At 69.2% G+C, this 23,225-nt stretch carries 21 protein-coding genes and 1 pseudogene; 21 read left to right on the top strand and 1 reads right to left on the bottom strand.

From position 1 onward, the window contains the following. The 13 genes and pseudogenes from TSO221_RS36100 to TSO221_RS25810 form a co-directional block, all read left to right on the top strand. Positions 1-421 (top strand): annotated as a pseudogene (locus TSO221_RS36100) (hypothetical protein); the annotation flags it as partial. Next, positions 390-725: a hypothetical protein gene (locus TSO221_RS36095; protein WP_199229634.1), complete on the top strand. Its 336-nt coding sequence runs from the start codon at positions 390-392 to the stop codon at positions 723-725. The pseudogene TSO221_RS36100 and the gene TSO221_RS36095, both read left to right, overlap by 32 nt. Positions 726-806: 81 nt before the next feature. Beyond that, positions 807-1,055 (top strand): hypothetical protein, encoded by a 249-nt coding sequence (locus TSO221_RS35145; protein WP_146208908.1) that lies wholly within the window; start codon positions 807-809, stop codon positions 1,053-1,055. Between the two features lie 705 nt (positions 1,056-1,760). Then, positions 1,761-4,556 carry a molybdopterin-dependent oxidoreductase gene (locus TSO221_RS25855; protein ID WP_109121382.1) on the top strand — a complete coding sequence of 932 codons (2,796 nt, stop codon included), beginning with the start codon at positions 1,761-1,763 and terminating at the stop codon, positions 4,554-4,556. An 84-nt stretch (positions 4,557-4,640) separates the two neighbouring features. Beyond that, positions 4,641-5,645 (top strand): 4Fe-4S dicluster domain-containing protein, encoded by a 1,005-nt coding sequence (locus TSO221_RS25850; RefSeq protein WP_109121381.1) that lies wholly within the window; start codon positions 4,641-4,643, stop codon positions 5,643-5,645. Positions 5,646-5,713: 68 nt separating this feature from the next. Continuing rightward, entirely contained in the window at positions 5,714-6,421 is a 708-nt protein-coding gene (locus TSO221_RS25845; RefSeq protein WP_109121380.1) for a cytochrome c family protein, read from the top strand. 61 nt (positions 6,422-6,482) lie between these two features. Next, positions 6,483-7,136 (top strand): molecular chaperone TorD family protein, encoded by a 654-nt coding sequence (locus TSO221_RS25840; RefSeq protein WP_109121379.1) that lies wholly within the window; start codon positions 6,483-6,485, stop codon positions 7,134-7,136. Next, entirely contained in the window at positions 7,133-7,729 is a 597-nt protein-coding gene (locus TSO221_RS25835) for a NapC/NirT family cytochrome c (RefSeq protein WP_109121378.1), read from the top strand. Before TSO221_RS25840 ends, TSO221_RS25835 begins: the two co-directional genes overlap by 4 nt. A 126-nt stretch (positions 7,730-7,855) precedes the next feature. Next, positions 7,856-8,755: a chlorite dismutase family protein gene (locus TSO221_RS25830; protein ID WP_199229632.1), complete on the top strand. Its 900-nt coding sequence runs from the start codon at positions 7,856-7,858 to the stop codon at positions 8,753-8,755. A 67-nt stretch (positions 8,756-8,822) separates the two neighbouring features. Next, a complete protein-coding gene (moaA, locus tag TSO221_RS25825) occupies positions 8,823-9,824 on the top strand; it encodes a GTP 3',8-cyclase MoaA (protein WP_247878277.1) in 1,002 nt (333 codons plus the stop codon). Positions 9,825-9,830: 6 nt separating this feature from the next. Beyond that, entirely contained in the window at positions 9,831-10,427 is a 597-nt protein-coding gene (locus TSO221_RS25820) for a sigma-70 family RNA polymerase sigma factor (protein ID WP_109121376.1), read from the top strand. A gap of 1 nt (position 10,428) precedes the next feature. Further along, the gene (locus tag TSO221_RS25815; protein WP_109121375.1) at positions 10,429-11,088 is read left to right on the top strand and encodes an NrsF family protein; all 660 of its coding nucleotides are present in this window, start codon (positions 10,429-10,431) and stop codon (positions 11,086-11,088) included. 39 nt (positions 11,089-11,127) lie between these two features. Then, positions 11,128-11,484, top strand: a complete 357-nt coding sequence (locus tag TSO221_RS25810) for a cyclic nucleotide-binding domain-containing protein (protein ID WP_282187827.1) — start codon at positions 11,128-11,130, stop codon at positions 11,482-11,484. A 212-nt stretch (positions 11,485-11,696) separates the two neighbouring features. On the opposite strand, the gene TSO221_RS25805 is transcribed toward TSO221_RS25810, so the two are convergent. After that, entirely contained in the window at positions 11,697-11,948 is a 252-nt protein-coding gene (locus TSO221_RS25805) for a hypothetical protein (RefSeq protein WP_109121373.1), read from the bottom strand. A 355-nt stretch (positions 11,949-12,303) separates the two neighbouring features. Between TSO221_RS25805 and TSO221_RS35640 the strand changes: the two genes are divergently transcribed. The 8 genes from TSO221_RS35640 (at position 12,304) to TSO221_RS25770 (ending at position 23,222) form a co-directional block, all read left to right on the top strand. Continuing rightward, positions 12,304-12,477: a hypothetical protein gene (locus TSO221_RS35640; protein ID WP_158284213.1), complete on the top strand. Its 174-nt coding sequence runs from the start codon at positions 12,304-12,306 to the stop codon at positions 12,475-12,477. Between the two features lie 112 nt (positions 12,478-12,589). Then, positions 12,590-13,438 (top strand): SDR family oxidoreductase, encoded by an 849-nt coding sequence (locus tag TSO221_RS25800; protein WP_109121372.1) that lies wholly within the window; start codon positions 12,590-12,592, stop codon positions 13,436-13,438. A gap of 3 nt (positions 13,439-13,441) precedes the next feature. Continuing rightward, positions 13,442-14,251, top strand: a complete 810-nt coding sequence (locus TSO221_RS25795) for an aquaporin (RefSeq protein ID WP_109121371.1) — start codon at positions 13,442-13,444, stop codon at positions 14,249-14,251. Then, positions 14,241-15,803 carry a GMC family oxidoreductase gene (locus TSO221_RS25790; RefSeq protein ID WP_109121370.1) on the top strand — a complete coding sequence of 521 codons (1,563 nt, stop codon included), beginning with the start codon at positions 14,241-14,243 and terminating at the stop codon, positions 15,801-15,803. The genes TSO221_RS25795 and TSO221_RS25790 overlap by 11 nt, the downstream gene beginning before the upstream one ends. Continuing rightward, a complete protein-coding gene (locus TSO221_RS25785; RefSeq protein ID WP_109121369.1) occupies positions 15,800-16,249 on the top strand; it encodes a VOC family protein in 450 nt (149 codons plus the stop codon). Before TSO221_RS25790 ends, TSO221_RS25785 begins: the two co-directional genes overlap by 4 nt. Beyond that, positions 16,242-18,449, top strand: coding sequence for an FAD-dependent oxidoreductase (locus TSO221_RS25780; protein WP_109121368.1), 2,208 nt, complete (start codon positions 16,242-16,244; stop codon positions 18,447-18,449). Before TSO221_RS25785 ends, TSO221_RS25780 begins: the two co-directional genes overlap by 8 nt. A gap of 14 nt (positions 18,450-18,463) precedes the next feature. After that, on the top strand, positions 18,464-20,506 hold the full coding sequence (locus TSO221_RS25775; protein ID WP_199229631.1) for an amylo-alpha-1,6-glucosidase: 2,043 nt from the start codon (positions 18,464-18,466) through the stop codon (positions 20,504-20,506). Positions 20,507-20,525: 19 nt separating this feature from the next. Beyond that, positions 20,526-23,222: a glucosidase gene (locus tag TSO221_RS25770; protein WP_109121367.1), complete on the top strand. Its 2,697-nt coding sequence runs from the start codon at positions 20,526-20,528 to the stop codon at positions 23,220-23,222. The last annotated feature ends 3 nt before the right edge of the window (positions 23,223-23,225 follow it).

The following is a 23,225-nucleotide window of genomic DNA, read 5'->3' as shown; positions in this document are numbered from 1 at the left end:
CCTCTTCGAGCGCGGCCCGGCGGTCGGCGCCTCGCTGCGGGCGTGGGCGCACGTCCGCGTCTTCTCGCCGTGGCGCTACAACATCGACGCCGCCGCCCGCACGCTGCTGGAGGCGGCGGGCTGGACCGCACCGGATGACGAGGCGCTGCCCACCGGCGGCGAGATCGTGCGCGACTACCTGGAGCCGCTGGCCGCCCATCCCGGCATCGCGCCGCACCTCCGTCTCGATGCCGAGGTGCTGGGCATCACCCGGTCCGGCGTCGACAAGCTGACGACGCCCGGCCGCGCCGATGCCCCGCTCGTGGTGAGCTGGCGCGACCGCGACGGAACGGAGCACCCTGGCGCGCGCGGTGATCGACGCCTCCGGCACCTGGTTCACCCCGAATCCGATGGGTGCCGACGGTCTGCCGGTTCCCGGTGAGCGTGCCGCGGCCGACCGCATCGCCTACGGCATCCCGGACGTGCTGAACGGGGAGCGCGGGACCTACGCCAGCGTGGCGACGCTGGTGGTTGGCTCCGGGCACTCGGCGATGAACGCCGTGCTCGATCTGCTGACCCTGCGCGAACAGGCGCCGGACACGCGCCTGCTGTGGGCCGTGCGCCGGAACCGCATGGCACGGCTGCTCGGCGGTGGCCTGAACGACCAGTTGCCGGCGCGTGGCGCCCTCGGCGTCGCCGCCACCCACGCCATCGCGGAGGGAGCACTGCTGGAACCGGCGGCATAGACGGGTACCCAACAGCGGTAGCGCACCGTGCCCCGGATGGTCCGGCCGCACCGCTGCCGTCAATGCCGCCCGGAACCGATCATGTCTCTGCCCCTGCCTCCGCAACGACGCATCACGGTCAGCACGCCACCCGCACGTCAGGCCGGCCGGCACGGGGCGCGTGCCTTGTCGACGCTCGAATGCGGGCATGTGGTCGAGACCACCGCCGACGCGCGTCGTCGCAATTGGGGGACCTGCAGCCTGATCCACCCTCCGGGGCAGCTGGAAGCTGCGCTCGGCGCGGTGGACCCGGCGTATGTCATTTTCTGGACAACTTGCCCGAAGAAATGAATGGTAGACTATGGGTCTGACGCTGAAGCTTTTATGATTCAAAATTATGCGGCAAGCGGAAATAATTAAGGGATTCGTGTCTACAAAGCGTCACAAAATTGAAGCCTTTTGATTTCCGCATGCTTCGCGCGGGGCAGGCTGGCGGACAAATTGTCGCAGAGATCGTGAGGATCTCGGATCTTGCGCACTGGGCGTTCAGTAACGCCTTCCCATGTGTGTCGGCCTTCGATGCCCTGAAAACCTTCGTTTTGCTGCAATGCACAAAGAAATATGGATATCTTATATGGTTGAATTGTTGATCAATAGGCTCGGAAAATATTAGTGACCCGCTTGATCGAAATCAAAATTTGATCCTTGTCAATGCTGCCGCCATACGGCATCCCTAGGATCGTTAGCGATCGAAGGACCATGAAGCTGCCCACACCCACTGGCCGGTAAAGGCTTGTCGGGGAAAGACATCGTCACACCTATGATGGCGTAACCGGTCATTTAAGCAGCACACTTCCCAAAACACCCAACGCATGCCGCGAATTGTTGCAGCATGTGAACGCTATAGATTTGCCGATCCCGCGCGGAATCTCGCGCATCTGCTTGCCAGATTGGGGAAAAATTTTCCATCGACCTCACTTTGGCCCGTAACTTTTTGCCGGGCTCAGTGAATCTCCCAGCAGCGACCCCGAGAGTGCAACCGGTGGAGAGCCTGTCATGCCGGAAACGACCCGTAGACACTTGCTGAAGATGGCTGGAGCGCTGTCGGTGGGAGCCCTGTTCAACGGGCCTCTCGCTCTCAAGACGCTCGCCGCGACGCAAGACCCGATGAAGCAGCACGACTACAGCGGCTGGGAGAATTTCCACCGCATGCAATGGTCGTGGGACAAGAAGACGCGCGGCGCGCACCTCATCAACTGCACCGGCTCCTGTCCACACTTTGTGTACGCCAAGGACGGCGTGGTGCTGCGCGAGGAGCAGACGAAGGACGTGCCCACGCTCAAGGGCATTCCCGAGTACAACCCGCGCGGCTGCCAGAAGGGCGAGTGCGCCACCGACTACCAGTACGGCCCGCACCGCCTGAAATACCCGCTGATCCGCACCGGCGAGCGCGGCGAGGGCAAGTGGCGCCGCGCCACCTGGGACGAGGCGCTCGAACTGATCGCGACGCGGATCGTCGATACCATCCAGAACCACGCGCCCGATTGCATCAGCGTCTATTCGCCGGTGCCGGCGGTGGCGCCGGTGTCCTTCGCGGCCGGCCACCGCTTCGCGCACCTGATCGGCGGCCACACGCACACCTTTTTCGACTGGTACGGCGACCACCCCACCGGCCAGACGCAGACCTGCGGCGTGCAGGGCGACACCTGCGAGACGGCCGACTGGTTCAACGCCCGCTACATCCTGCTGTGGGGCGCCAACCCGACCTCCACCCGCATTCCGGACGCGCACTTCCTGTCCGAGGCGCAGTACAACGGCACGAAGATCGTCAGCATCTCGCCGGACTACAACCAATCGACCATCAAGGCCGATCTCTGGGTGCACCCGAAGCCGGGCACCGACGCCGCTCTGGCGCTGGGCATGGTGCACGTCATCATCCGGGACGGGCTGTTCGACCCGCATCACCTGAAGGAGCAGACCGACTTCCCGTTCCTTGTCCGCGCCGACACCAAGCGCTTCCTGCGCGAAGCCGACATGGTCGACGAGGGGTCGGACGCCAAGTTCTACAGCTGGGACATGAAGACCAAGCAGCCCGTCCTCATGAAGGGCAGCTGGGCCGACCAGCCGGAAGACAAGCCGCAGGTCCAGCCGGCGTACCTTGGCCGCAACACGCTCACCTTCCCGAAGGGCTACCTGGACCTCGGCGCCCTCGACCCGGCGCTGGAGGGTACCTTCAAGGTGAAGCTGAAGGACGGCTCCATGGTCGACGTCCGTCCGGTCTTCGCCGGCTACAAGGAGCGGATCCTCAAGGAGTACAGCCCCGAGAAGGTCGCCGCCATCACCGGCGTCAATCCGAAGACCATCGTGCAGATCGCCAAGGACTACGCCACGGCGAAGCCGGCGATGATCATCAGCGGCGGCGGCACCAACCACTGGTACTACAGCGACGTCCTGCTGCGCTGCTTCCACGTCCTGTCGGCGCTGACCAACGGCGAGGGCGTCAACGGCGGCGGCGTCAATCACTACATCGGCCAGTGGAAGCCGGTGGCGGTGCCCGGCGTGCTGGCGCTGTCCTTCCCGCAGACCCCGGCCAAGCAGCGCTTCTGCCAGACCACCATCTGGTCCGCCGTGCACGGCGAAGCCTACGACGGCATGGAGAGCGAGAAGATCGACACGGCGAAGCACCTGCGCAAGAGCCTCGCCACGCGCCAGATGCCGATGTACCCGCGCGACGGCCTGGACCCCAAGGTCTTCATCGTCTACCGCGGCAACTTCCTGAACCAGGCCAAGGGGCAGAAATACGTCCTGCGCAACCTGTGGCCGAAGCTCGACCTCATCGTCGACATCAACGTCCGCATGGACTCGACGGCGCTGTACTCCGACGTCGTGCTGCCCTCGGCGCACTGGTACGAGAAGACCGACCTCAGCATGACGGAGGAGCACACCTTCGTCCACATGACCGAGCCGGCCATCCCGCCGCTGTGGGATTCGAAGACGGACTGGGAAATCTTCGCGCTGCTCGCCCGCAAGGTGCAGGAGGTGGCGGTCGCCAAGGGTTTCACCAAGTACTACGACGAGCAGTTCAAGTGGGCGCGCGACCTGTCCACCCTGTACGCCCAGCAGACGGCGGACGGCAAGCTGGTCACCGACGTCCAGGCGGCGCAGTTCATCCTGGACAGCGCGCCACAGACCAAGGGCATCACGCTGGACATGATCCGCGAGAAGGGCCCACAGCGCTTCAAGGCCAACTGGACCTCCGCCATGGAGGAGGGCGTGCCGTACACGCCGTTCAAGTTCTTCGTGGCGGACAAGAAGCCGTGGCCGACGCTGACCGGCCGCCAGCAGTTCTACATCGACCACGAGACCTTCTTCGAGATGGGCGTCGAGCTGCCGGTCTATAAGGCGCCCATCGACGCCGACAAGTACCCGCTGCGCTTCAACACGCCGCACAGCCGCTACGCCATCCACTCGACCTGGAAGGACAACGTCCTGATGCTGCGCCTGCAGCGCGGCGGCCCGGTCGTCGAGATGCCGCCGTCGGAGGCCGCCCTGCGCGGGCTCAAGGACAACGACTGGGCGGAGGTGTGGAACGACCACGGGCGGATCGTCTGCCGCGTCAAGATCCGCGCCGGCGAACCGGCGGGCCGCGTCACCATGGCCCACACGCCGGAACTCTACATGGACCTCATCGAGGGCAGCACGCAGAGCGTCTGTCCGATCCGCATCACCCCCACCCACCTGGTCGGCAACTACGGGCACCTGCTGTTCCGGCCGAACTACTACGGCCCCGGCGGAACGCAGCGCGACGTGCGCGTCGAGATCCGCCGCTACACCGGGGCCGTCCCGGTCTGACGGACGGCGAGCCCACCCGCGCCGGCGGCCGTCGCAGCGGCCGCCGGACGCGACGACCAGGATGCGTGGCGAAGGAATACGACCATGGCAAAAGAAATGCAGACCAAGCCGGAGCGTCAGCTCACGTTCGTCGTCGACCTCAACAAGTGCATCGGCTGCCAGACCTGCACGGTGGCCTGCAAGCGCCTGTGGACGAGCGGGCCGGGGCAGGACTTCATGTACTGGCGCAACGTCGAGACGGCGCCGGGCACCGGCTATCCGGCGAACTGGGCCGACAAGGGCGGCGGCTTCAAGAACGGCGAGCTGCAGAAGGGCCGCAGGCCGACGCTGATGGAGTACGGCGTGCCCTTCAACTTCGACTACCAGGCCCGCCTGTTCGAGGGCGGCAAGGACCGCGTGCGCCCGAGCCCGACCGCCCGCAGCGGCCCGAACTGGGACGAGGACCAGGGGGCGGGCGAGTTCCCCAACAACTACTATTTCTACCTGCCGCGCATGTGCAACCACTGCACCAAGCCGGCCTGCCTGGAGGCCTGCCCGAACGACGCGATCTACAAGCGCGCCGCCGACGGCATCGTCGTCATCAACACCGAGCAGTGCAAGGGCGCGCAGGAATGCGTGCAGGCCTGTCCCTACGCCAAGCCCTACTTCAACCAGATCGCGCAGAAGGCCAACAAGTGCATCGGCTGCTTCCCGCGCATCGAGAAGGGGGTAGCCACCGCCTGCGTGGCGCAGTGCGTCGGCCGGGCCATGCACGTCGGCTTCATCGACGACGCCAACAGCTCCGTGCACAAGCTGGTGAAGACCTGGAAGGTCGCGCTGCCGCTCTACCCGGAGAAGGGCACCGAGCCCAACGTGTTCTACATCCCGCCGGCGTTCGGCCCGATGGTCGAGGACGACAAGGGCAACATCGGCAGCGAGCCGAAGATCCCGATGTCCTATCTGGTGAAGCTGTTCGGTGCCGACGTCCAGCGCGCCACCGCCACGCTGCGCGAGGAGCGCGCCAAGCGGATGAACAACGCGCCGTCGGACCTGATGGCCGTGCTGATCGGCCACCGCAGCGCCGACATGATGATCTCGCCCCTGACCTGAGCATGGTGACGGATCGAAGCGGGCACCGCCCGCTTCGCTTTCCCCGACACACCGGAGCGATGACCGCAATGAATCGACTGTTCACCCTGCTCTTTTCCATCGCCGTGGCGGTCGCCGCCGGTCCGGCGCTGGCCGAGGCGCCGCAGTTCGAAGGCGCCAAGGTGTGCACGAAGTGCCACGATCTCCAGGGCGAGTCCTGGGAGAAGACGGTCCACGTCAAGTCCCTGGAGTCCCTGAAGCCGACGGTCAAGGCCGAGGCCAAGACCAAGGCCGGCCTCGACCCGGCCAAGGACTACACCAAGGAGGCCGACTGCCTATCGTGCCACACGACCGGCTACGGCCAGCCCGGCGGCTACACGGCCGACATGACCGCCGCCCAGGCGAAGTCGCTCGGCGCGGTGACCTGCGAATCCTGCCACGGCGCCGGCAGCCAGTTCCGCCAGGAGCACGGCAACGCCGAGAACCGCCTGAAGAAGCAATCCGAGCGCACGCCGCGCAGCGTGGTCGTCGCGGCCGGGCAGAACTTCGACTACCAGACGGCCTGCGCGCGCTGCCACCTCAACTACCAGGGTTCGCCGTGGCCGCACGCCAAGGCGCCGTTCACCCCCTTCACCCCGGCCGTGGACGCGAAGTACGCCTTCGACTTCGACAAGGCGGTCCGCAAATCGGGCAAGGGCGCGGGCGTGCACGACCACTTCAAGCTGACCGGGGTCTTCCAGGGCGACGAGCCGGCGCTGCGCGCCGAGTTCCAGAAGGACGCCAAGGAGCCGGAGTGACGCTCCGCCCCATCGGACCTGGGCTCCGCCCCATCGGACCTGGTGCGCAAGGAGAGACATCATGGACACGCCGGCTCTCAAGGCGGCCGCACGCAGCAACGTCTACGGACTGCTGGCCGTGGGCTTCCGCTACCCGGACGACGAAACCTTCGAGCTGATCCGCAACGGCTCGTTCGTCCAGGCCTTCCTGGACAACCTCACCATCGGCCTGCCGGCCGCGGTGGACGACTTCCGCTTCCGGGTCAACGCCCTGGCCGAGGCGGGCACCGACCTGCCGACGTTCGAGAACGAGTACCTGCGGGCCTTCCAGACCAACGCCCCGTCGCCGAGCATCCCGCTCTACGAGGGGTCGTACCTGCCGGGCGTGCAGAAGGCGCGGATCCTGCTGGAGCTGCGCGGCTTCTACAAGCACTTCGGGCTCGACATCAACCAGGACGAACGGGATCTCGAGGACAGCCTCACGGCCGAGCTGGAGTTCATGCAGTTCCTGGCCGCCAAGCAGTCGCAGGCGCACGAGGAGGGGCTGTCCGCCGACCCCTACGTGCTGGCCCAGCGCGACTTCCTGGAACGGCACCTGACCACGTGGCTGCCGAAGTTCGAGAGCCAGGTCACCGAGAAGGTGCCCTTCGTCTTCTACCGGTCGCTCGCCGCCATCGCGCGCGTCTACGCCGAGCGCGACCTCGACGGTCTGCGCGGGCAGGAGCCCCGGTCATGAGGACGCTCCTGAGCTGGCGCCTCGCCGGCGTGTCCGTCGGCCTGGCCGGGCTGCTGTTCGCCGCCGGCATCGTGTTCTGGGGCGGCTTCAACACCGCGATGGAGGCGACGAACACGCTGGAGTTCTGCATCTCCTGCCACGAGATGCGCAACACGGTCTACAAGGAATACACCCAGACCGTTCACTTCGAGAACCGCACCGGCGTCCGCGCGACCTGCCCGGACTGCCATGTCCCCAAGGACTGGGGACACAAGATGATGCGCAAGATCCAGGCGTCCAACGAGCTGTTCCACAAGGTGATGGGCACGGTGGACACGCCGGAGAAGTTCGAGACGCACCGCCTCGAAATGGCCCAGCGGGTGTGGGCCACCATGAAGGCGACCGACTCCCGCGAATGCCGGAACTGCCACTCCTTCGAGGGCATGTCGAAGGATGCGCAGAAGGCGACGGCGTGGCGCCGGCACCAGGGGGCGCAGAAGAAGGGCGAGACCTGCATCGACTGCCACAAGGGCATCGCGCACAAGGACATCTCCGCCCTGTACGAGGAAGAAAAGGCGCCCAAGGCGCAGACCGCCGCCGAGACCAAGCCATAGCGGCCGGTCGGGAAACACCAATCGGCAGGGGTCTCCGGAACGGCTTGCGGACGCGGTGAGCGCCGCGGAAGACCGCCGGAAAGACCCCGCCTCATCCATCAGCGGAAGGAAGAAGAGGGTACTCCCATGAAGACCAAGATGTTTGTGCAGGGGTTGGTTTTTGCCGCGGCTCTCGGCATGACGGCGAGCGTGGCGCTGGCGCAGCAGCCGATGGCCCAGCCGCCCATGGCGCAGCCGGCGGGCGCGGCACCGGCGATGGCGCCGCAGCCCATGGCGCAGCCGGCGATGGCCGCGCCGATGATGATCGACCGGGCCAAGATTCTCAGCGAACCGCACGTCTTCGGCGCGGTCACGGTCTTCAAGCTGCGGCCGGAATGGAACCGGCTGACCGCCAACGAGCGCCGCGACGCCGCCACGGAGGCCCGCGGGGTCATCGAGAAGCACAAGGACAACGTGCTGGTCGACACCTACCTGACGCGCGGACTGAAGGCGTCGTCCGACTTCTTCCTGCGCATCCACGCCTACGACCTCGCCAAGACGCAGATGTTCCTGCGCGACTTCCGCGCCACCACGCTCGGCCGCAACGCCGACGAGGTCGAGGCGCTGCTCGGCTTCACCAAGCCGCTGAACTACATCACCAAGGACAAGTCGGCCGAACTGAACGGCGCGCTGACCTCCGCCGCCTACCAGGGCGACGCCCCGCGCTTCGCCATCGTCGTGCCGATCAAAAAGAGCGCCGAGTGGTGGAACATGAAGGCGGAAGGCCGCCTGAAGGAGATCGAGACGCACACCCAGCCGACGCTCGCCTACCTCGGCAACGTCAAGCGCAAGCTGTACCACTCGACCGGCCTCGACGACACCGACTTCATCACCTACTTCGAGACCAACGACCTGGAGGCGTTCAACGGCCTGGCGCTGTCGCTGATGCAGGTGCCGGAGAACAAATACCACACGCGCTGGGGCAACCCGATCCTGCTGGGGACGATCCAGACCCCGGCGGACCTGATGACGGCTCTCGCTCAATGATCCACCCTGCGCTCCTGGCGGCACCCCGCCGGGAGCGCCCGGACCGGCAATGGGAGCGAGACCCGCCATGCCCGTGCGCCCTCTTCCGCTCACCGATTCCTTCGGCCGCACGATCCGTTACCTGCGCCTGTCGGTGACCGACCGCTGCGGCTTCCGCTGCGTCTACTGCATGGCCGAGGACGCCGGCTTCCTGCCCAAGGCCGAGGTGCTGACGCTGGAGGAGATCGACCGTCTCGCCTCGGTTTTCGTCAAGCTCGGCACCCGCAAGCTGCGCCTCACCGGCGGCGAGCCGCTGGTCCGCCCCGGCATCATGGACCTCGTGCGTTCGCTCGGCCGGCATCTGCGCTCCGGCGCCCTCGACGAGCTGACGCTGACCACCAACGGCTCGATGCTGTTCAAGCACGCCGCGGGGCTGGCGGAAGCGGGCGTGAAGCGCGTCAACGTCTCGCTGGACACGCTGGACCCGCACAAGTTCCGGGCCATCACCCGCTGGGGTCGGCTGGACAAGGTCCTGGGCGGCATCGATGCCGCCGTGGACGCCGGCCTGCGCATCAAGATCAACGCCGTGGCGCTCAGGGGCGTCAACGACGACGAGGTCCACCGGATGGTGGAGTGGTGCGGCGAGCGCGGCTTCGACCTCACCTTCATCGAGGTGATGCCGCTCGGCGGCGCTCCGTGTTCGGAGCAATACCTGCCGTTGTCCCGGGTGCGCTCCGAGTTGGAGATGCGCTGGACGCTGGAGGACACCGACCATCGCACCGGGGGGCCCGCGCGCTATGTCCGCGTCACGGAGACCGGCGGCCGGATCGGCTTCATCACGCCGCTCACGCACAGCTTCTGCGAGAGCTGCAACCGCGTGCGGCTGACCTGCACCGGCATGCTCTGCCTTTGCCTGGGCCGGGAGGACGCCGCCGACCTGCGCACGCCGCTGCGCCAGGGCGACGATGAGCGGCTGGAGGAGGCCGTGCGCGACGCCGTCGCCCGCAAGCCGGCCGGCCACGACTTCGCCCCGGGCCGCGCAGGCCGACACGCCGCGCCGCAGCGGCGCATGAGCGTCACCGGAGGGTAGCACGACATGTCCGACACCCGGTCCAGCCGCAGCGCCGCCCGCGATGACGTGCCGGAAGGGCAGCGCTGGAGCGCGCTCATGGCCAAGGCCCAGGCCGGCGACAAGGCCGCCTACGTCCGCCTGCTTGGCGAGATCAGCCCGTACCTGCGGTCGCTGGCGCGGCGCTACGTGCCCACCCAGGACGCCACCGAGGACGCCGTGCAGGACATCCTGCTCACCATCCACGGCATCCGCCACACCTACGACCCAAGGCTTCCGTTCGGCCCCTGGCTGGTGACCATCGCCAAGCGGCGCCTGATCAACCGCCTCCGGCAGCACACGCGCATGGTCGCGCATGAGGTGGCCCTCGAAGACGACGCTGTAACCTTTGCCGACGATGAGGTGAATCTACCAGACAGGAAGATACACTACCTGGATGTTCGCAAGGCCGTTGGCGAACTGCCGGATGGACAGCGCCAGGCGGTGGTCTTACTCAAGTTGCGCGAGATGTCGTTGAAGGAGGCGTCGGAGGCGAGCGGCCAGTCCATCGGGGCGCTCAAGGTCTCCTGCCACCGCGCGATCAAGGCGCTGCAACGGATCCTCGAACCGAGCCGGAAGCGGTAACATGGCGACGACCGACGAACTCATTGCGAAGCTGGGAGCGGACGCCCATGCGATCCAGCCCCTGCGGCCGCCGATGATCCGCGTGGGGCTCTGGCTGCTGGCCGCGTTCGCCATCGTCAGCGGCCTCGTCCTGTCCCATGGCCTGCGGCCGGACTTGATCGACGAGTTCAGCCGGCCGGCGGTGGTGATCGAATGGCTGGCGTCGCTGTCCACCGGCCTGCTCGCGGCGGTCGCCACCTTCCACGTGAGCATCCCAGGGCGGAGCGTGCGCTGGGCGCTGCTGCCGGTGCCGGCGGTGATGCTGTGGCTGGCGACGCTGGGCGTCGGCTGCCTCAACGACTGGCTCCGTTACGGCGCCGATGGCCTGGAGGTCGGCCTGAGCGTCGGCTGCTTCGAGACCATCGTCTTCACGAGCGTTCCGCTGGGGCTCACCTTGCTGCTCATGGTGCGGCACGCGGGGCCGGTGTGCCCGGGTCCGACCATCCTGCTCGGCGCGCTGAGCGTGGCGGCGTTCTCGGCGGCGGGGTTGAGCCTCTTCCATCACCTGAACTCCTCGCTGATGGTGCTGATCTCGCACGGCATCGGTGTCGCCTTCGTCATGCTGACGGGCTGGGCGAGTTCCGGTGCGCTGTTCCGGTGGATCGGCCTCAAGCCGCTGTGAGGGTGCCGGGATGTTCACCACCGCACCCGCAGGACCTGCTTGCGCTCACGACGTGCTGGCCCCTGTTTCGGAGACGGTGCGCGTGCGCCGCGATCAGCTGATCGTTTCGGAAGGCGACCCGGCGGACGGGAGTATATCGTCGTTGAAGGCATGGTGCGCCTGTACAAGCTGATGCCGGACGGGCGTCGGCGGATCACCGGCTTTGCCGGGCCTGGCGACATGATCGGCGTCGTGCTTGACGACCGTCATCGGTGTTCGGCCGACGCGATGACGGCGGCACTGCTGCGGCGCGCCGACCGCGCGCGCCTGCTGATGTCGGCAACACTGGCGCAGTTGAGCGCGGCCCACCGGCAGGTGTCGCTGCTCGGCATCAGCAACGCCGCCGAACGTGTCTAGCCGCCGGCACCGAGGTCGGTTTCGTTGTGGTGCGTGCGAGCCCGAATAACAGGAGGAGCGGAGAGCCGGGATCTCGAGCCCTACGTCGTCTCGGGCACGGCGCGCTGGAGCGTCTACCGCGTCATCTGACCTGCGGACCGCCGTGACGAACATGCGAAAAGAGGCTCGCCCGGTGCCTGGCGAGCCTCCTTCGTGTCTGGCGACAGACGCCGTCAGTGCGGGGAGTGGAGGTGGTCGTTGACGTTGGCGGCCAGCCGCATGTCCGAGGGCATGATCGACAGGCGCAGCCGGCCACGGGCCACATCCAGGAACTCCTTGGCCTTCTTCTCCGACCCGAGGCCGTACAGCGACTCCGCCTGGGCGATGTACTTGTCCACCTCGTAGCGCTCGGTACGGTCGAGGGTGGCGCTGTTGAAGTTGCGCGCGGCCTCCTTGGTCTGGGCGAGCTGATTCGGGAAGCTCATGGATGAATGCGCAATGGTTTGCGCAAAGCTGCCCGAAGACGCCAGGGCTGCGAAGGAGAAGGCCGCGACGGCGACAAGACGATGGAACGACATTGTGAACTCCATTGATTGCGTTTGCTCCCGCTCGTCCGGAGGATGACGTTGACCTCCCGAGCTTGTGGCTGGACGATAAGCGCGGTTGTTTTGCGGAGTGAAATCGATATGCGGCATTGCCTCGATAGCGGCCGTGCATGGACATAGCCGCCGCGCATCGAAACAATCGATTCTTGCGATTTCACGACGCCCCCGGCGCGGGCCTAGCGTGAGGGCACCCCACAACCGGCAACGGAGCGGCCGGACGCCCGAGGAGGATGCCATGACCGACGCCGACACCCCGAAGACGCCCCCGTCCCCCACCCCAGCATCCATGCGCAAGGACCTGCACAGCTTCTCGCGCGACTGGGCGCGCTGGTCGCGGGCCGAGCGGTGGGCCGCGACGTTCGTCCTCGTGCTCATGGCGGTGTCGCCGGTCGTGCAGCTGCTGCCATAGCCGGACGCTATGGAAAGCAAAGACAGCCGGCATTTCACAGCCGCGACCGGAGCCGCATAGGTTCCCCCTTGCCGGGGCAACGCCCCCGCAAGGCCCACTCAGGAGACAGACCATGGAAGGCGATTTCGGACGGCCCGAGCGCGGGCCGGCGAGGGACGGCGTGCGCCCGCTGCACGGGCAAAAGGCGCTGGTCACCGGGGCCAGTTCGGGCATCGGGCGCGCCGTGGCGCGCGCCCTGGCCGAGGCCGGCGCCGACGTCGCGGTCAATTACGCCCGCGGCGAGACCGCGGCGGAAGCCGCGGCGGCGGAGTTCCGCGCCCTGGGCGTGCGCGCCGTCGCGGTGCAGGCCGACGTGTCGCGCGAGGACGAGGTGGAGGCGATGTTCGCCCGCACCCTCACCGCGTTCGGAACGCTGGACATCCTGGTCAACAACGCCGGCCTCCAGCAGGACGCGCCGGTCGAGGCGATGACGCTGGAGCAGTGGAACCGGGTGATCGGCGTGAACCTCACCGGCCAGTTCCTCTGCGCCCGCGCCGCCGTGCGCGAATTCAAACGCCGCGGGCCGCGGCCGGAGGTCTCGCGCGCACTCGGCAAGATCGTCTGCGTCAGCTCGGTGCACGAGGTCATCCCGTGGGCCGGGCACGTGAACTACGCGGCCTCCAAGGGCGGCGTCATGCTGATGATGAAGACGCTGGCGCAGGAACTGGCGGGCGACCGCATCCGCGTCGTCGGCGTCGCCCCCGGCGCCATCCGCACCCCCATCAACCGCGCGGCCTGGGACACGCCGGAAGCCTACGCGTCGCTGATGACGCTCATCCCCTACAAGCGCATCGGCGAGCCGGAGGACATCGCGGCGGCGGTGACGTGGCTGGCGTCGGACGCCGCCGATTACGTCACCGGCACGACGCTGTTCGTGGACGGCGGCATGACGCTTTACCCCGGCTTCGAGGCGGGAGGCTGAGCCATGCCGCACACCTTCCGCGAACATTGGCCGGAGTATCTGATGGAGGCGGCCGGCCTCGGCCTCTTCATGCTGTCCGCCGGCCTCGTCGCCACGCTGCTGGAGCATCCCGCCTCGCCGGTCCGCCACGCGCTGCCGTCCGGCCTCGGCCGGCGGGCGCTGATGGGGGCAGCCATGGGGCTGACCGCGGTGGCGATCATCCACTCCCCCTGGGGCCGGCGGTCGGGCGCGCACATCAACCCGGCGGTCACGCTGACCTTCCTGCGCCTCGGCAAGGTCAAGCCGGCCGACGCCGCCTTCTACGTGGCGTTCCAGTGCCTGGGCGGCATCGCCGGGGCGTGGCTGGTGGCAGCAACGCTGGGCGGGAGGTTCACCCTGCCGCCGCTCTCGGCCATCGCCACCGTGCCCGGCCCGGCCGGTCCGGCAGCGGCCTTCGCGGTCGAGGCGCTGATGGCCTTCATGCTGATGGCGACGGTGCTGGCCACCGCGGCGCACCCGCGCTGGATGCGCTTCACCGGGCTGTGCGCCGGGGGGCTGGTGGCGCTCTTCATCACCGCCGCCGCGCCGCTGTCGGGCATGAGCATCAACCCGGCGCGCACGCTGGCCTCGGCGGTCACCGGCGGGGTGTGGACGCACGCCTGGATCTACGCGGTCGCCCCGCCGCTGGGGATGCTGCTGGCCGCCGAGGCGCACCGCCGCCTGAGGCGCCCGGTCCCCTGCGCCAAGCTCGACCACGACCCGCGCCACCCCTGCCTCTTCTGCGGCCATCGCGCCGCGCCGGCCCCCGCCCTGGAGAAAATCCATGTCCACTGAACGCTACGACGTGATCATCGTCGGCACCGGGGCGGGCGGCGGCACGCTGGCCCACCACCTTGCGCCGACCGGCAAACGCATCCTGCTGCTGGAGCGCGGTGACTATCTGCCGCGCGAACGCGACAACTGGGATTCCAAAGCCGTCGTGGTGGACGGCAAGTACAAGGCGGGCGAGACCTGGTACGACAAGGACGGCCGCCCGTTCCAACCCGGCACCCACTACTGCGTCGGCGGCAACACCAAGTTCTATGGCGCCGTGCTGCTGCGCCTGCGCGAGCGGGATTTCGGCACGCTGCACCACAAGGGAGGCGTGTCGCCGCCCTGGCCGATCTCCTACGCCGACCTCGCGCCCTACTACACCAGGGCCGAGCGGCTCTACAGCGTGCACGGCCTGCGCGGCAGCGATCCAACCGAACCGCCCTGCGCCGATCCCTACCCCCATCCGCCGGTCAGCCACGAGCCCCGCATCCAGGAACTGTCGGACGACCTGACGCGCGCCGGCCACCGGCCGTTCCCGCTGCCGGTCGGCATCCGCCTGGACGAAGCCCGGCCGCACCGCAGCGACTGTGTACGCTGTTCGACCTGCGACGGCTTCCCCTGCCTGGTGCAGGGCAAGGCGGACGCGCACGTCACCTGCGTCGCCCCGGCGGTCGAGAACGCCAACGTCACGCTCCTGACCGGCGCCTGTGTGGAGCGGCTGGAGACCGGCCCGTCCGGCCACGCCGTCACCGGCGTCGTGGTGCGCCGGAACGGCGTCGAGGAGACCTACCGAGGCGACATCGTCGTCGTGTCGGCGGGCGCCATCAACTCGGCCGCGCTGCTGCTGCGCTCGGCCAGCGACCGGCATCCGGAGGGGCTCGCCAACGGCTCGGGCGTGGTCGGGCGGCACTACATGTGTCACCTGAACTCGGCGCTCATCGCGGTGTCGCGCCGGCCCAACCCGACGCGCTTCCAGAAGACGCTGGGCATCAACGACTTCTATTTCGGCGCCGACGACTGGGACCACCCGCTGGGCCACATCCAGATGCTCGGCAAGACCGACGCCGCCATGTTCGCCGCCGAGAGCCACGGCCTGCTGCCGGGCTTCGCCGCCGACACGCTGGCGACGCGCGCGCTCGATTTCTGGCTGACCTCGGAGGATCTGCCCGATCCCGACAACCGGGTGGAGGTCGGCCGCGACGGCCGGATCACGCTGCGCTACACGCCCAACAACGTCGAGGCGCACGAACGGCTGACCGCCAGGCTGAAGGCCCTGCTGAGCCGCATCGGCTGCGAGCGCACGCTGGTCCCGCGCGAGGCCTATTTCGGCAAGCGCATCCCCATTGCCGGCACCGGCCACCAGAACGGCACGATCCGTTTCGGCCACGACCCCGGCACCTCGGCGCTCGACGTCAACTGCAAGGCGCACGACCTGGACAACCTGTACGTCGTCGACGCCAGCTTCTTCCCCTCCAGCGCTGCGGTGAACCCGACGCTGACCATCATCGCCAACGCGATGCGCGTCGGCGACCACCTGATGGACCGCCTCGGCGCGGCGGGAGGTGTGGCATGAGGCCATCCCGTCCCTTCCTCCCGGTCGTCGTCCTGATCGGTTTCGCCGTGCTGATGCTGAGCGCCTCGGTCATGGCGCAGACGGTACGGGCGGTGGAGGCCGTGGGCATCACGGTGTCCGACATGGACCGCTCGCTCGCCTTCTACCGCGACGTGCTCGACTTCCGCCCCGTGTCGGACGCGGAGGTTGCCGGGCCGGAGGTCGAGGCACTGACCGGCGTCTTCGGCGCCCGTATCCGCGCCAACGACCTCTGGCACGAGCAGGTCACGCTGCTGACCGACGACCTTGCCCCAAACGACGTGGCCCGGCACCGGCTGGTGTCGTCCGGCATCGTCGCCCTGCCGGACGGCCGCCTCGGCCTCGGCAAGGCGCTCATGGCCCGCGACCCGGACGGGCACGCCTACGTCCTCGCCCACCCCCTGCGACAGGACCGCGCCCATGATTGACCGACCCCTGCACCGCGCCGAGCGCGCGCTCGACCTGCTGCGCGCGGCGCAGCGGGCGGCATGGCCGGCGTTCGACCTGCTGATCCGCCTGTGGCTCGCCCAGACCTTCTGGGTGTCCGGCATCGTCAAGCTGCACGACTGGGAGCAGGCGCTGTTCCTCGCCCGCACCGAATACCCGGTGTCCTGGCTCGACCCGGTGATCGCCGCTGTCCTCGGCGCGACGGTGGAACTGATCGGCCCGCCGCTGCTCGCGCTCGGCCTCGTCACCCGCGCCGGGGCGCTGGCGCTGCTGGCGTTGGCGCTGGTCACCTACAGCGTCTACCTGCCGCTCGACCAGCATCTGTTCCAGGCCGTGCTGCTGGCGTGGTACGTCGCCATGGGCGCCGGGCCGCTGTCGCTCGACCGCCGGCTGGCGCGCGGCCTTCCGGGCAGCGCCTTGCCCTTCGCGCAGGCCGGAGCGCGGCTGCTCGCCGGCGTGACGCGGATCGCTGGGCCGCCGGTGCTGCTCCTCCTGCGGGTCTGGATCGCCGGGGTGTTCTTTCGCTCCGGTCTGACCAAGATCGCCGATTTCGACACCACGATCCTGCTGTTCCAGTCGGAATACGCGGTGCCGCTGCTGCCGCCGGAGCTGGCCGCGCTGCTGTCCACGGCGTTCGAGCTGACCTGCCCGGTGCTGCTGGTCGCCGGCCTCGGCACCCGGCTCGCGGCACTGCCGCTGATCGGCATGACGCTGGTCATCGACGCCACCTACCAGCACCACATCGACCACCTCTACTGGCTGATGCTGCTGGGCCTGATCGTGCTGTGCGGGCCGGGGATGCTGTCGCTGGACCATGCCTTCGCCGCCATCGTGCGCCGCCGCTTCCCGCGGCTGGCCGGCATCGCGCCGGCACCGTCGCAGGACGCGCCACGCGTCGTGGTGGTCGGCGGCGGCTTCGGCGGGCTGGCGGCGGTGCGCGGACTGGCGCGGACGGACTGCCGCGTCACGCTGATCGATCGGCGCAACCACCACCTGTTCCAGCCGCTGCTTTATCAGGTGGCGACCGCCGGCCTGTCGCCGGCCGACATCGCCACACCGATCCGCAGCCTCCTGCGTGACCAGCCAAACGCCCGCGTCCTGCTGGGCGACGTCACCGGTGTGGACACGGCCACCCGCGCGGTGCTGCTGGCCGACGGGCGTCGCGTGCCCTACGACCACCTCGTGCTCGCGACCGGCGCCCGGCACGGCTATTTCGGCCGCGAGGAATGGGAGCCCCTCGCCCCCGGCCTGAAGAGCGTCGAGGACGGCACCGAGATCCGCCGCCGCCTGTTGCTCGCCTTCGAGGAGGCGGAGAACGCCACCGATCCGGGCGAGCGCCGCGCCCTGCTGAGCTTCGTCATCGTCGGTGGCGGTCCGACCGGCGTCGAGTTGGCCGGCGCCATCGCCGAGTTGGCCCGGCACGGGCTGGCGGGCGAGTTCCGCGCCATCGACCCGGCCGAGGCGCAGATCCTGCTGGTGCAGTCCGGCCCCCGCGTGCTGCCGACCTTCCCTGAGCCGCTGTCGGCCAGCGCCTCGGCATCCCTGGAGGCGCTCGGCGTGCGCGTCATGACCGGCAGTCGGGTGGAGGCGGTGGACGCCGCGGGCGTCGTCGTCTCCGGCCGGCGCATCGCGGCGCGCACCGTGTTCTGGGCGGCCGGCGTCATGGCCTCCCCCGCCGCGCGGTGGCTGGGTGCCTCCCCCGACGGCGCCGGGCGCGTCAAGGTCGGGCCGGACCTGTCCGTCACCGGTGTGCCCGGCGTCTACGCCATCGGCGACACCGCGGCCTCGAACGGCTGGGACGGCCAGCCGGTCCCCGGCCTCGCCCCGGCCGCCAAGCAGGGCGGCGCCTACGTCGCCGCGGTCATCGCCGCGCGCATCGCGGGGCGTCCGGCCCCCGGTCCCTTCCGCTACCGTCACGCCGGCAGTCTGGCGACCATCGGGCGCAAGGCGGCGGTCGCTGATTTCGGCCGGGTGCGCCTGACCGGAGCGGCCGCGTGGTGGCTGTGGGGCGCGGTGCACGTGCTGTTCCTGTCGGGCATGCGCAACCGCGTCGGCGTCGCGGTGGAGTGGTTCTGGGCTTACCTGACGCTGCGCCAGGGCACCCGCCTCATCACCGGCCCGGTCGAACACCCCGCCGTGTCCGAGCCGGCGCCTCCCCCCGTCCTTGAAACCGCATCGTGAAGGGAGACCGTCCCATGAGCATCGCGATCATCCGCGAAGACGACACCCTGGCCGTCCGGGGTGACGAGCCGATGCCAATCCGCTTCGGGCGCGCGGTGTGCGGCGACCTCGCCCAGGCCGAGCGGCGGGAATGGTGGCTGTCCAACGGGCTGGGCGCCTACGCCGCCGGCACCGTCGCCGGCAGCCTGACGCGGCGCTACCACGGCCTGCTGATGGCGCCGGTTGACCCTCCGCTCGGCCGGCGGCTGGTGTTCGCCAAGGCGGACGCCACGCTGCTGGCCGAGGGTCAGGGATACTCGCTGTTCACCAACCGCTGGAGCGGCGGCGCCGTCGCGCCGGCCGGCCACGTGGACCTGGAGAGCTTCGCGCTGGACGGCCGCGTCCCGGTGTGGACATACGCCACCGCCGGCCGCCGCGTCGAGGCGCGCGTCTGGCTGGAGCAGGGGGCCAACACCGTCTATGCCGCGTGGCGCCTCGATGCGGACGACGAGCCCGCGCAACTGCGCGTGGCGCTGCTCGCCAACGGCCGCGACCACCACGGCACCACCGACCGGCACGGCTTCCGTCCGGCGGTGGAGGCGGTGGACGGAAGCCGGCTGCGCGTCGCCGATCCCGCCTTCACCCTGCACGTCGCGGTCGTCGGCGGACGCATCGAGACGCGGTACGACTGGCACGCCGACTTCGACCTGTCCGTCGAGGCGGAGCGCGGCCTGCCCGCCACCGACCATCACCTGTGCATCGGCGAGGCGCTGCTCGACCTCACCCCCGGCGCCTGGGTCGGCATCGTCGCCAGCCTGGACGGGGAGGCGTCCACCGACCTTCCGGCCGCGCTGGCACGCCGGCTGGCCGAGGAGGATGGGGTGCTCGGTCTCGCTGCCGCCACCGTGCCGGAACTGGCCGAGGCGCCGGACTGGGTGCGCCGGCTGGTGCTGGCCGCCGACAGCTACCTGTTCGCCCGGCCGCTGTCCGGCGTGCCGGACGGGCAGTCGGTGATCGCCGGCTATCCGTGGTTCGGCGACTGGGGGCGCGACACCATGATCGCGCTGCCCGGCCTGACGCTGGCGACGGGGCGCCCCGGCAGCGCGCGGCGCATCCTGGAGACGTTCGCCCGCTTCGTGGATCGCGGCATGCTGCCCAACGTCTTCCCCGGAGCCGGCGAGCACGCCGACTACAACACCGTGGACGCCGCACTCTGGTACGTGGAGGCGTGGCGCGCCTACGTCGGGGCCACCGGCGACTTGGCGGCGCTGGAGGCCGCCTTCCCGGTGCTGGAGGACATCGTCGACTGGCACCGGCGCGGCACCCGCTACGGCATCGGCGAGGATCCGGCGGACGGCCTGCTGCGCGCCGGCGAACCGGGGCTCCAGCTCACCTGGATGGACGCCAGGATCGGTGACTGGGTGGTGACGCCCCGCCACGGCAAGCCGGTGGAGATCAACGCGCTGTGGTTCAACGCGCTGCGCGCCATGGCCGAATTTGCCGACCGTCTGGGTCGGCCCGCCCGCGCCTACCGCACCGCGTCCGGCCGCGTCCGCCGGTCGTTCGCCCGCTTCCTGCGCCCGGACGGTGGCCTGTTCGACGTGATCGACGGCCTGGCCGGCGACGATCCGACGATCCGCCCCAACCAGATCTTCGCCGTCAGCCTGCCGCACAGCCCGCTCGACCGCGCCGCGCAGGCCCGCGTGGTGGACGAGTGCCGGCGCGCGTTGCTGACCAGCTACGGCCTGCGCTCGCTGGCGCCGGCGCATGCCGACTACCGGCCGGGCTATCGCGGCGGCGTGCTGGAGCGCGACGGTGGCTACCACCAAGGACCGGTGTGGGCGTGGCTGCTCGGTCCCTACGCGCTGGCCGTGCATCGGATGACCGGTGACGCCGACGCGGCGCAGCGCCTGCTGGAGCCGGTCGCCGACCACCTGAGCGACGCCGCACTCGGCCACGTCAGCGAGATCTTCGACGGCGCTCCGCCGCACACGCCGCGCGGCGCCCCGGCGCAAGCCTGGTCGGTCGCCTGCGTGCTCGAAGCATGGTGGCGGCTCGAACAATCCAAACGACCCTGACCCGAGGAGGAACGAGACCATGACGACCGACACCCTGAACGCCGAACGCCGGCGTCTGGAGGCCCAGAGGGCCGGCACCGAGGACTGGCGCCTCTGGGGCCCCTACCTGTCGGAGCGGGCCTGGGGCACCGTGCGCGAGGACTACAGCGCGCATGGCACCGCCTGGGAGGACTTCAGCCACGATCAGGCGCGCGCGCGCGCCTACCGCTGGAGCGAGGACGGCCTGGGTGGCATCTGCGACGAGGAGCAGCGCCTGTGCTTCGCGCTGGCGCTGTGGAACGGCCGCGACCCCATCCTCAAGGAGCGCGCCTTCGGCCTGACCGGCAACGAGGGCAACCGTGGCGAGGACGTGAAGGAATACTACTTCTACCTCGACGCCACGCCGAGCCACGCGCACCTGCGCTATCTCTACAAGTATCCGCAGGCCCCCTATCCCTACGACCGGCTGGTGGCGGAGAACCACGCGCGCAGCCGCACCGCCCCGCCCTTCGGGCTGCTGGATTCCGGCGCGTTCGACGACGGGCGCTATTGGGATGTGGAGGTCACTTACGCCAAGGCCGGCCCGCGCGAAATCCACATCCGCATCACCGCGTCCAACCGCGGTCCCGAGGCCGCCACCCTGCACCTGTTGCCAACCCTGTGGTTCCGCAACACCTGGGCGTGGAGCGGCGGGACGCAGCATCCGACCCTGGCGCGCGCCGACGCGCCGGACGGCGCGGCCTGGGCGATCCGCACCGCGCATCCCGGGCTGGGCGAGTACCGCCTGTACGGCGCCCGTCCGGCCGACCTGCTGTTCACCGAAAACGACAGCAACGCCGAGCGCCTGTGGGGCCAGCCCAACCCGACGCCCTTCGTCAAGGACGCCTTTCACCGCCGCGTGGTGCATGGTGAGGCGGGCGCGGTCAACCCGGCCGGCGAGGGCAGCAAGGCCGCGGTGTGGTACGTCCTCGATCTGCCGGCCGGTGGCAGCGCCGCGGTGGATCTCGTGCTGTCCGCCGAACCGCTTGCCCGCCCGTTCGCCCGCACGCAGCGCGTGCTCGACACCCGCGCGGCCGAGGCCGATGCCTTCTACCGTGATCTGCTGCCCGACGCCGATGCGGAGGACGCGCGGATCCTGCGCCAGACGCTGGCCGGCATGATCTGGTCCAAGCAGTTCTTCCATTACGACGTGGAGCGCTGGCTGGACGGCGACCGGCTGCCGCCGCCGGAGGGACGCAAGGGGGCGCGCAACCGCTCGTGGAAGCACCTGAAATCCTCCGACGTCATCTCCATGCCCGACGCCTGGGAATATCCGTGGTTCGCCGCCTGGGACCTCGCCTACCACTGCGCGGCGCTGGCGCTGGTGGACGTGGATTTCGCCAAGGACCAGATCGAGGTGCTGCTGAGCGAGCGCTTCCTACACCCCAACGGGCAGATCCCGGCCTACGAATGGGCGTTCGGCGACGTCAACCCGCCGGTGCATGCCATGGCGGCGCTGAAGGTCTTCCGGGCCGAGCGCGTGCAGCGCGGCGAGGGCGACGAGCACTTCCTGCACCGCGTCTTCCACAAGCTGCTGCTGAACTACGCGTGGTGGATCAACCGCAAGGACACGGACGGCCATAACGTGTTCGAGGGCGGCTTCCTCGGCCTCGACAACATCTCGGTGTTCGACCGCTCGGCGCCGCTGCCGCCGGGCTACAGCCTGAAGCAGGCCGACGCCACCGGCTGGATGGCGATGTTCGCGCTGAACATGGTGGTGATGGCGCTGGAACTGGCCCGCGAGGACCACGATTACGAGGACATCGCGATCCAGATCTACAGCCAGTTCCTGTCGGTCGCCAACGCCATCGGCGGCCACATGCCGGGGGCGGTGTCGCTGTGGGACGAGGAGGACGGCTTCTTCAAGGACCTCATTGTCTGTCCGGACGGCAAGGTCAGCCGCGTCAACGTCTACTCCTTGGTCGGCCTGATCCCGCTGTTCGCGACCGAGGTGATCGACCGCCGCCTGCTCGAACACGTGCCGCGCTTCCGCGCGCTGCTGACGCGGCACAAGGGCGGCAAGTTCCAGGGCAGCTACATCTGCGCCTGCCCGGACTGGGAGAACGCACGGGGCGAGCACCTGCTGGCGTTGGTCGACCACACCATGCTGCCGCGCATCCTTCAGCGGCTGCTCGATCAGGGGCAGTTCTTGTCGGATTATGGTGTGCGCAGCGTCAGCCGCATCCACGCCGAACACCGCCACCTGGGCGACCTGCCCGGTGTAGGGCAGGCGCTGATCGAGTACGTGCCGGGCGAGTCCAACACCGGCCTGTTCGGCGGCAACTCCAATTGGCGCGGGCCGGTGTGGATGCCGGTGAACTACACGCTGGTCCAGGGCCTGGAGAAGTTCCACCGCTTCCTCGGCGACGACTTCACCGTGCCGGTGCCGTGCCTTGGCGGAAAGCACCTGACTCTCAAGGAGATCGCCACGCTGATCGCCGACCGGCTGGTGTCGATCTACCGCCCCGACGAAGAAGGCCGGCGGCCGGTCTACCGCGCGCAGCCGGTCTTCCACGAGGATCCGCACTGGCGCGACCTGTTGCTGTTCTACGAATACTTCCACGCCGATTCCGGCCAGGGCCTGGGCGCCGCGCACCAGACCGGCTGGACCGGCCTCCTCGGCAATCTGGTGATGCGCCGATACCGCCGCGACGTGCCGGAATACTGGAAGTCGCGGAGCGTGGAGGAGGTCGCCTGACGC

Source organism: Azospirillum sp. TSO22-1 (assembly GCF_003116015.1).
GTDB lineage: Bacteria > Pseudomonadota > Alphaproteobacteria > Azospirillales > Azospirillaceae > Azospirillum.
This window is presented reverse-complemented; position numbering and strand designations above follow the sequence as displayed.

Coding starts and splice junctions, on each gene's coding strand:
- TSO221_RS36095 (WP_199229634.1), top strand. CDS start 390: ATGGGTGCCGACGGTCTGCCGGTTCCCGGTGAGCGTGCCGCGGCCGAC.
- TSO221_RS35145 (WP_146208908.1), top strand. CDS start 807: ATGTCTCTGCCCCTGCCTCCGCAACGACGCATCACGGTCAGCACGCCA.
- TSO221_RS25855 (WP_109121382.1), top strand. CDS start 1,761: ATGCCGGAAACGACCCGTAGACACTTGCTGAAGATGGCTGGAGCGCTG.
- TSO221_RS25850 (WP_109121381.1), top strand. CDS start 4,641: ATGGCAAAAGAAATGCAGACCAAGCCGGAGCGTCAGCTCACGTTCGTC.
- TSO221_RS25845 (WP_109121380.1), top strand. CDS start 5,714: ATGAATCGACTGTTCACCCTGCTCTTTTCCATCGCCGTGGCGGTCGCC.
- TSO221_RS25840 (WP_109121379.1), top strand. CDS start 6,483: ATGGACACGCCGGCTCTCAAGGCGGCCGCACGCAGCAACGTCTACGGA.
- TSO221_RS25835 (WP_109121378.1), top strand. CDS start 7,133: ATGAGGACGCTCCTGAGCTGGCGCCTCGCCGGCGTGTCCGTCGGCCTG.
- TSO221_RS25830 (WP_199229632.1), top strand. CDS start 7,856: ATGAAGACCAAGATGTTTGTGCAGGGGTTGGTTTTTGCCGCGGCTCTC.
- moaA (WP_247878277.1), top strand. CDS start 8,823: ATGCCCGTGCGCCCTCTTCCGCTCACCGATTCCTTCGGCCGCACGATC.
- TSO221_RS25820 (WP_109121376.1), top strand. CDS start 9,831: ATGTCCGACACCCGGTCCAGCCGCAGCGCCGCCCGCGATGACGTGCCG.
- TSO221_RS25815 (WP_109121375.1), top strand. CDS start 10,429: ATGGCGACGACCGACGAACTCATTGCGAAGCTGGGAGCGGACGCCCAT.
- TSO221_RS25805 (WP_109121373.1), bottom strand. CDS start 11,948: ATGAGCTTCCCGAATCAGCTCGCCCAGACCAAGGAGGCCGCGCGCAAC.
- TSO221_RS35640 (WP_158284213.1), top strand. CDS start 12,304: ATGACCGACGCCGACACCCCGAAGACGCCCCCGTCCCCCACCCCAGCA.
- TSO221_RS25800 (WP_109121372.1), top strand. CDS start 12,590: ATGGAAGGCGATTTCGGACGGCCCGAGCGCGGGCCGGCGAGGGACGGC.
- TSO221_RS25795 (WP_109121371.1), top strand. CDS start 13,442: ATGCCGCACACCTTCCGCGAACATTGGCCGGAGTATCTGATGGAGGCG.
- TSO221_RS25790 (WP_109121370.1), top strand. CDS start 14,241: ATGTCCACTGAACGCTACGACGTGATCATCGTCGGCACCGGGGCGGGC.
- TSO221_RS25785 (WP_109121369.1), top strand. CDS start 15,800: ATGAGGCCATCCCGTCCCTTCCTCCCGGTCGTCGTCCTGATCGGTTTC.
- TSO221_RS25780 (WP_109121368.1), top strand. CDS start 16,242: ATGATTGACCGACCCCTGCACCGCGCCGAGCGCGCGCTCGACCTGCTG.
- TSO221_RS25775 (WP_199229631.1), top strand. CDS start 18,464: ATGAGCATCGCGATCATCCGCGAAGACGACACCCTGGCCGTCCGGGGT.
- TSO221_RS25770 (WP_109121367.1), top strand. CDS start 20,526: ATGACGACCGACACCCTGAACGCCGAACGCCGGCGTCTGGAGGCCCAG.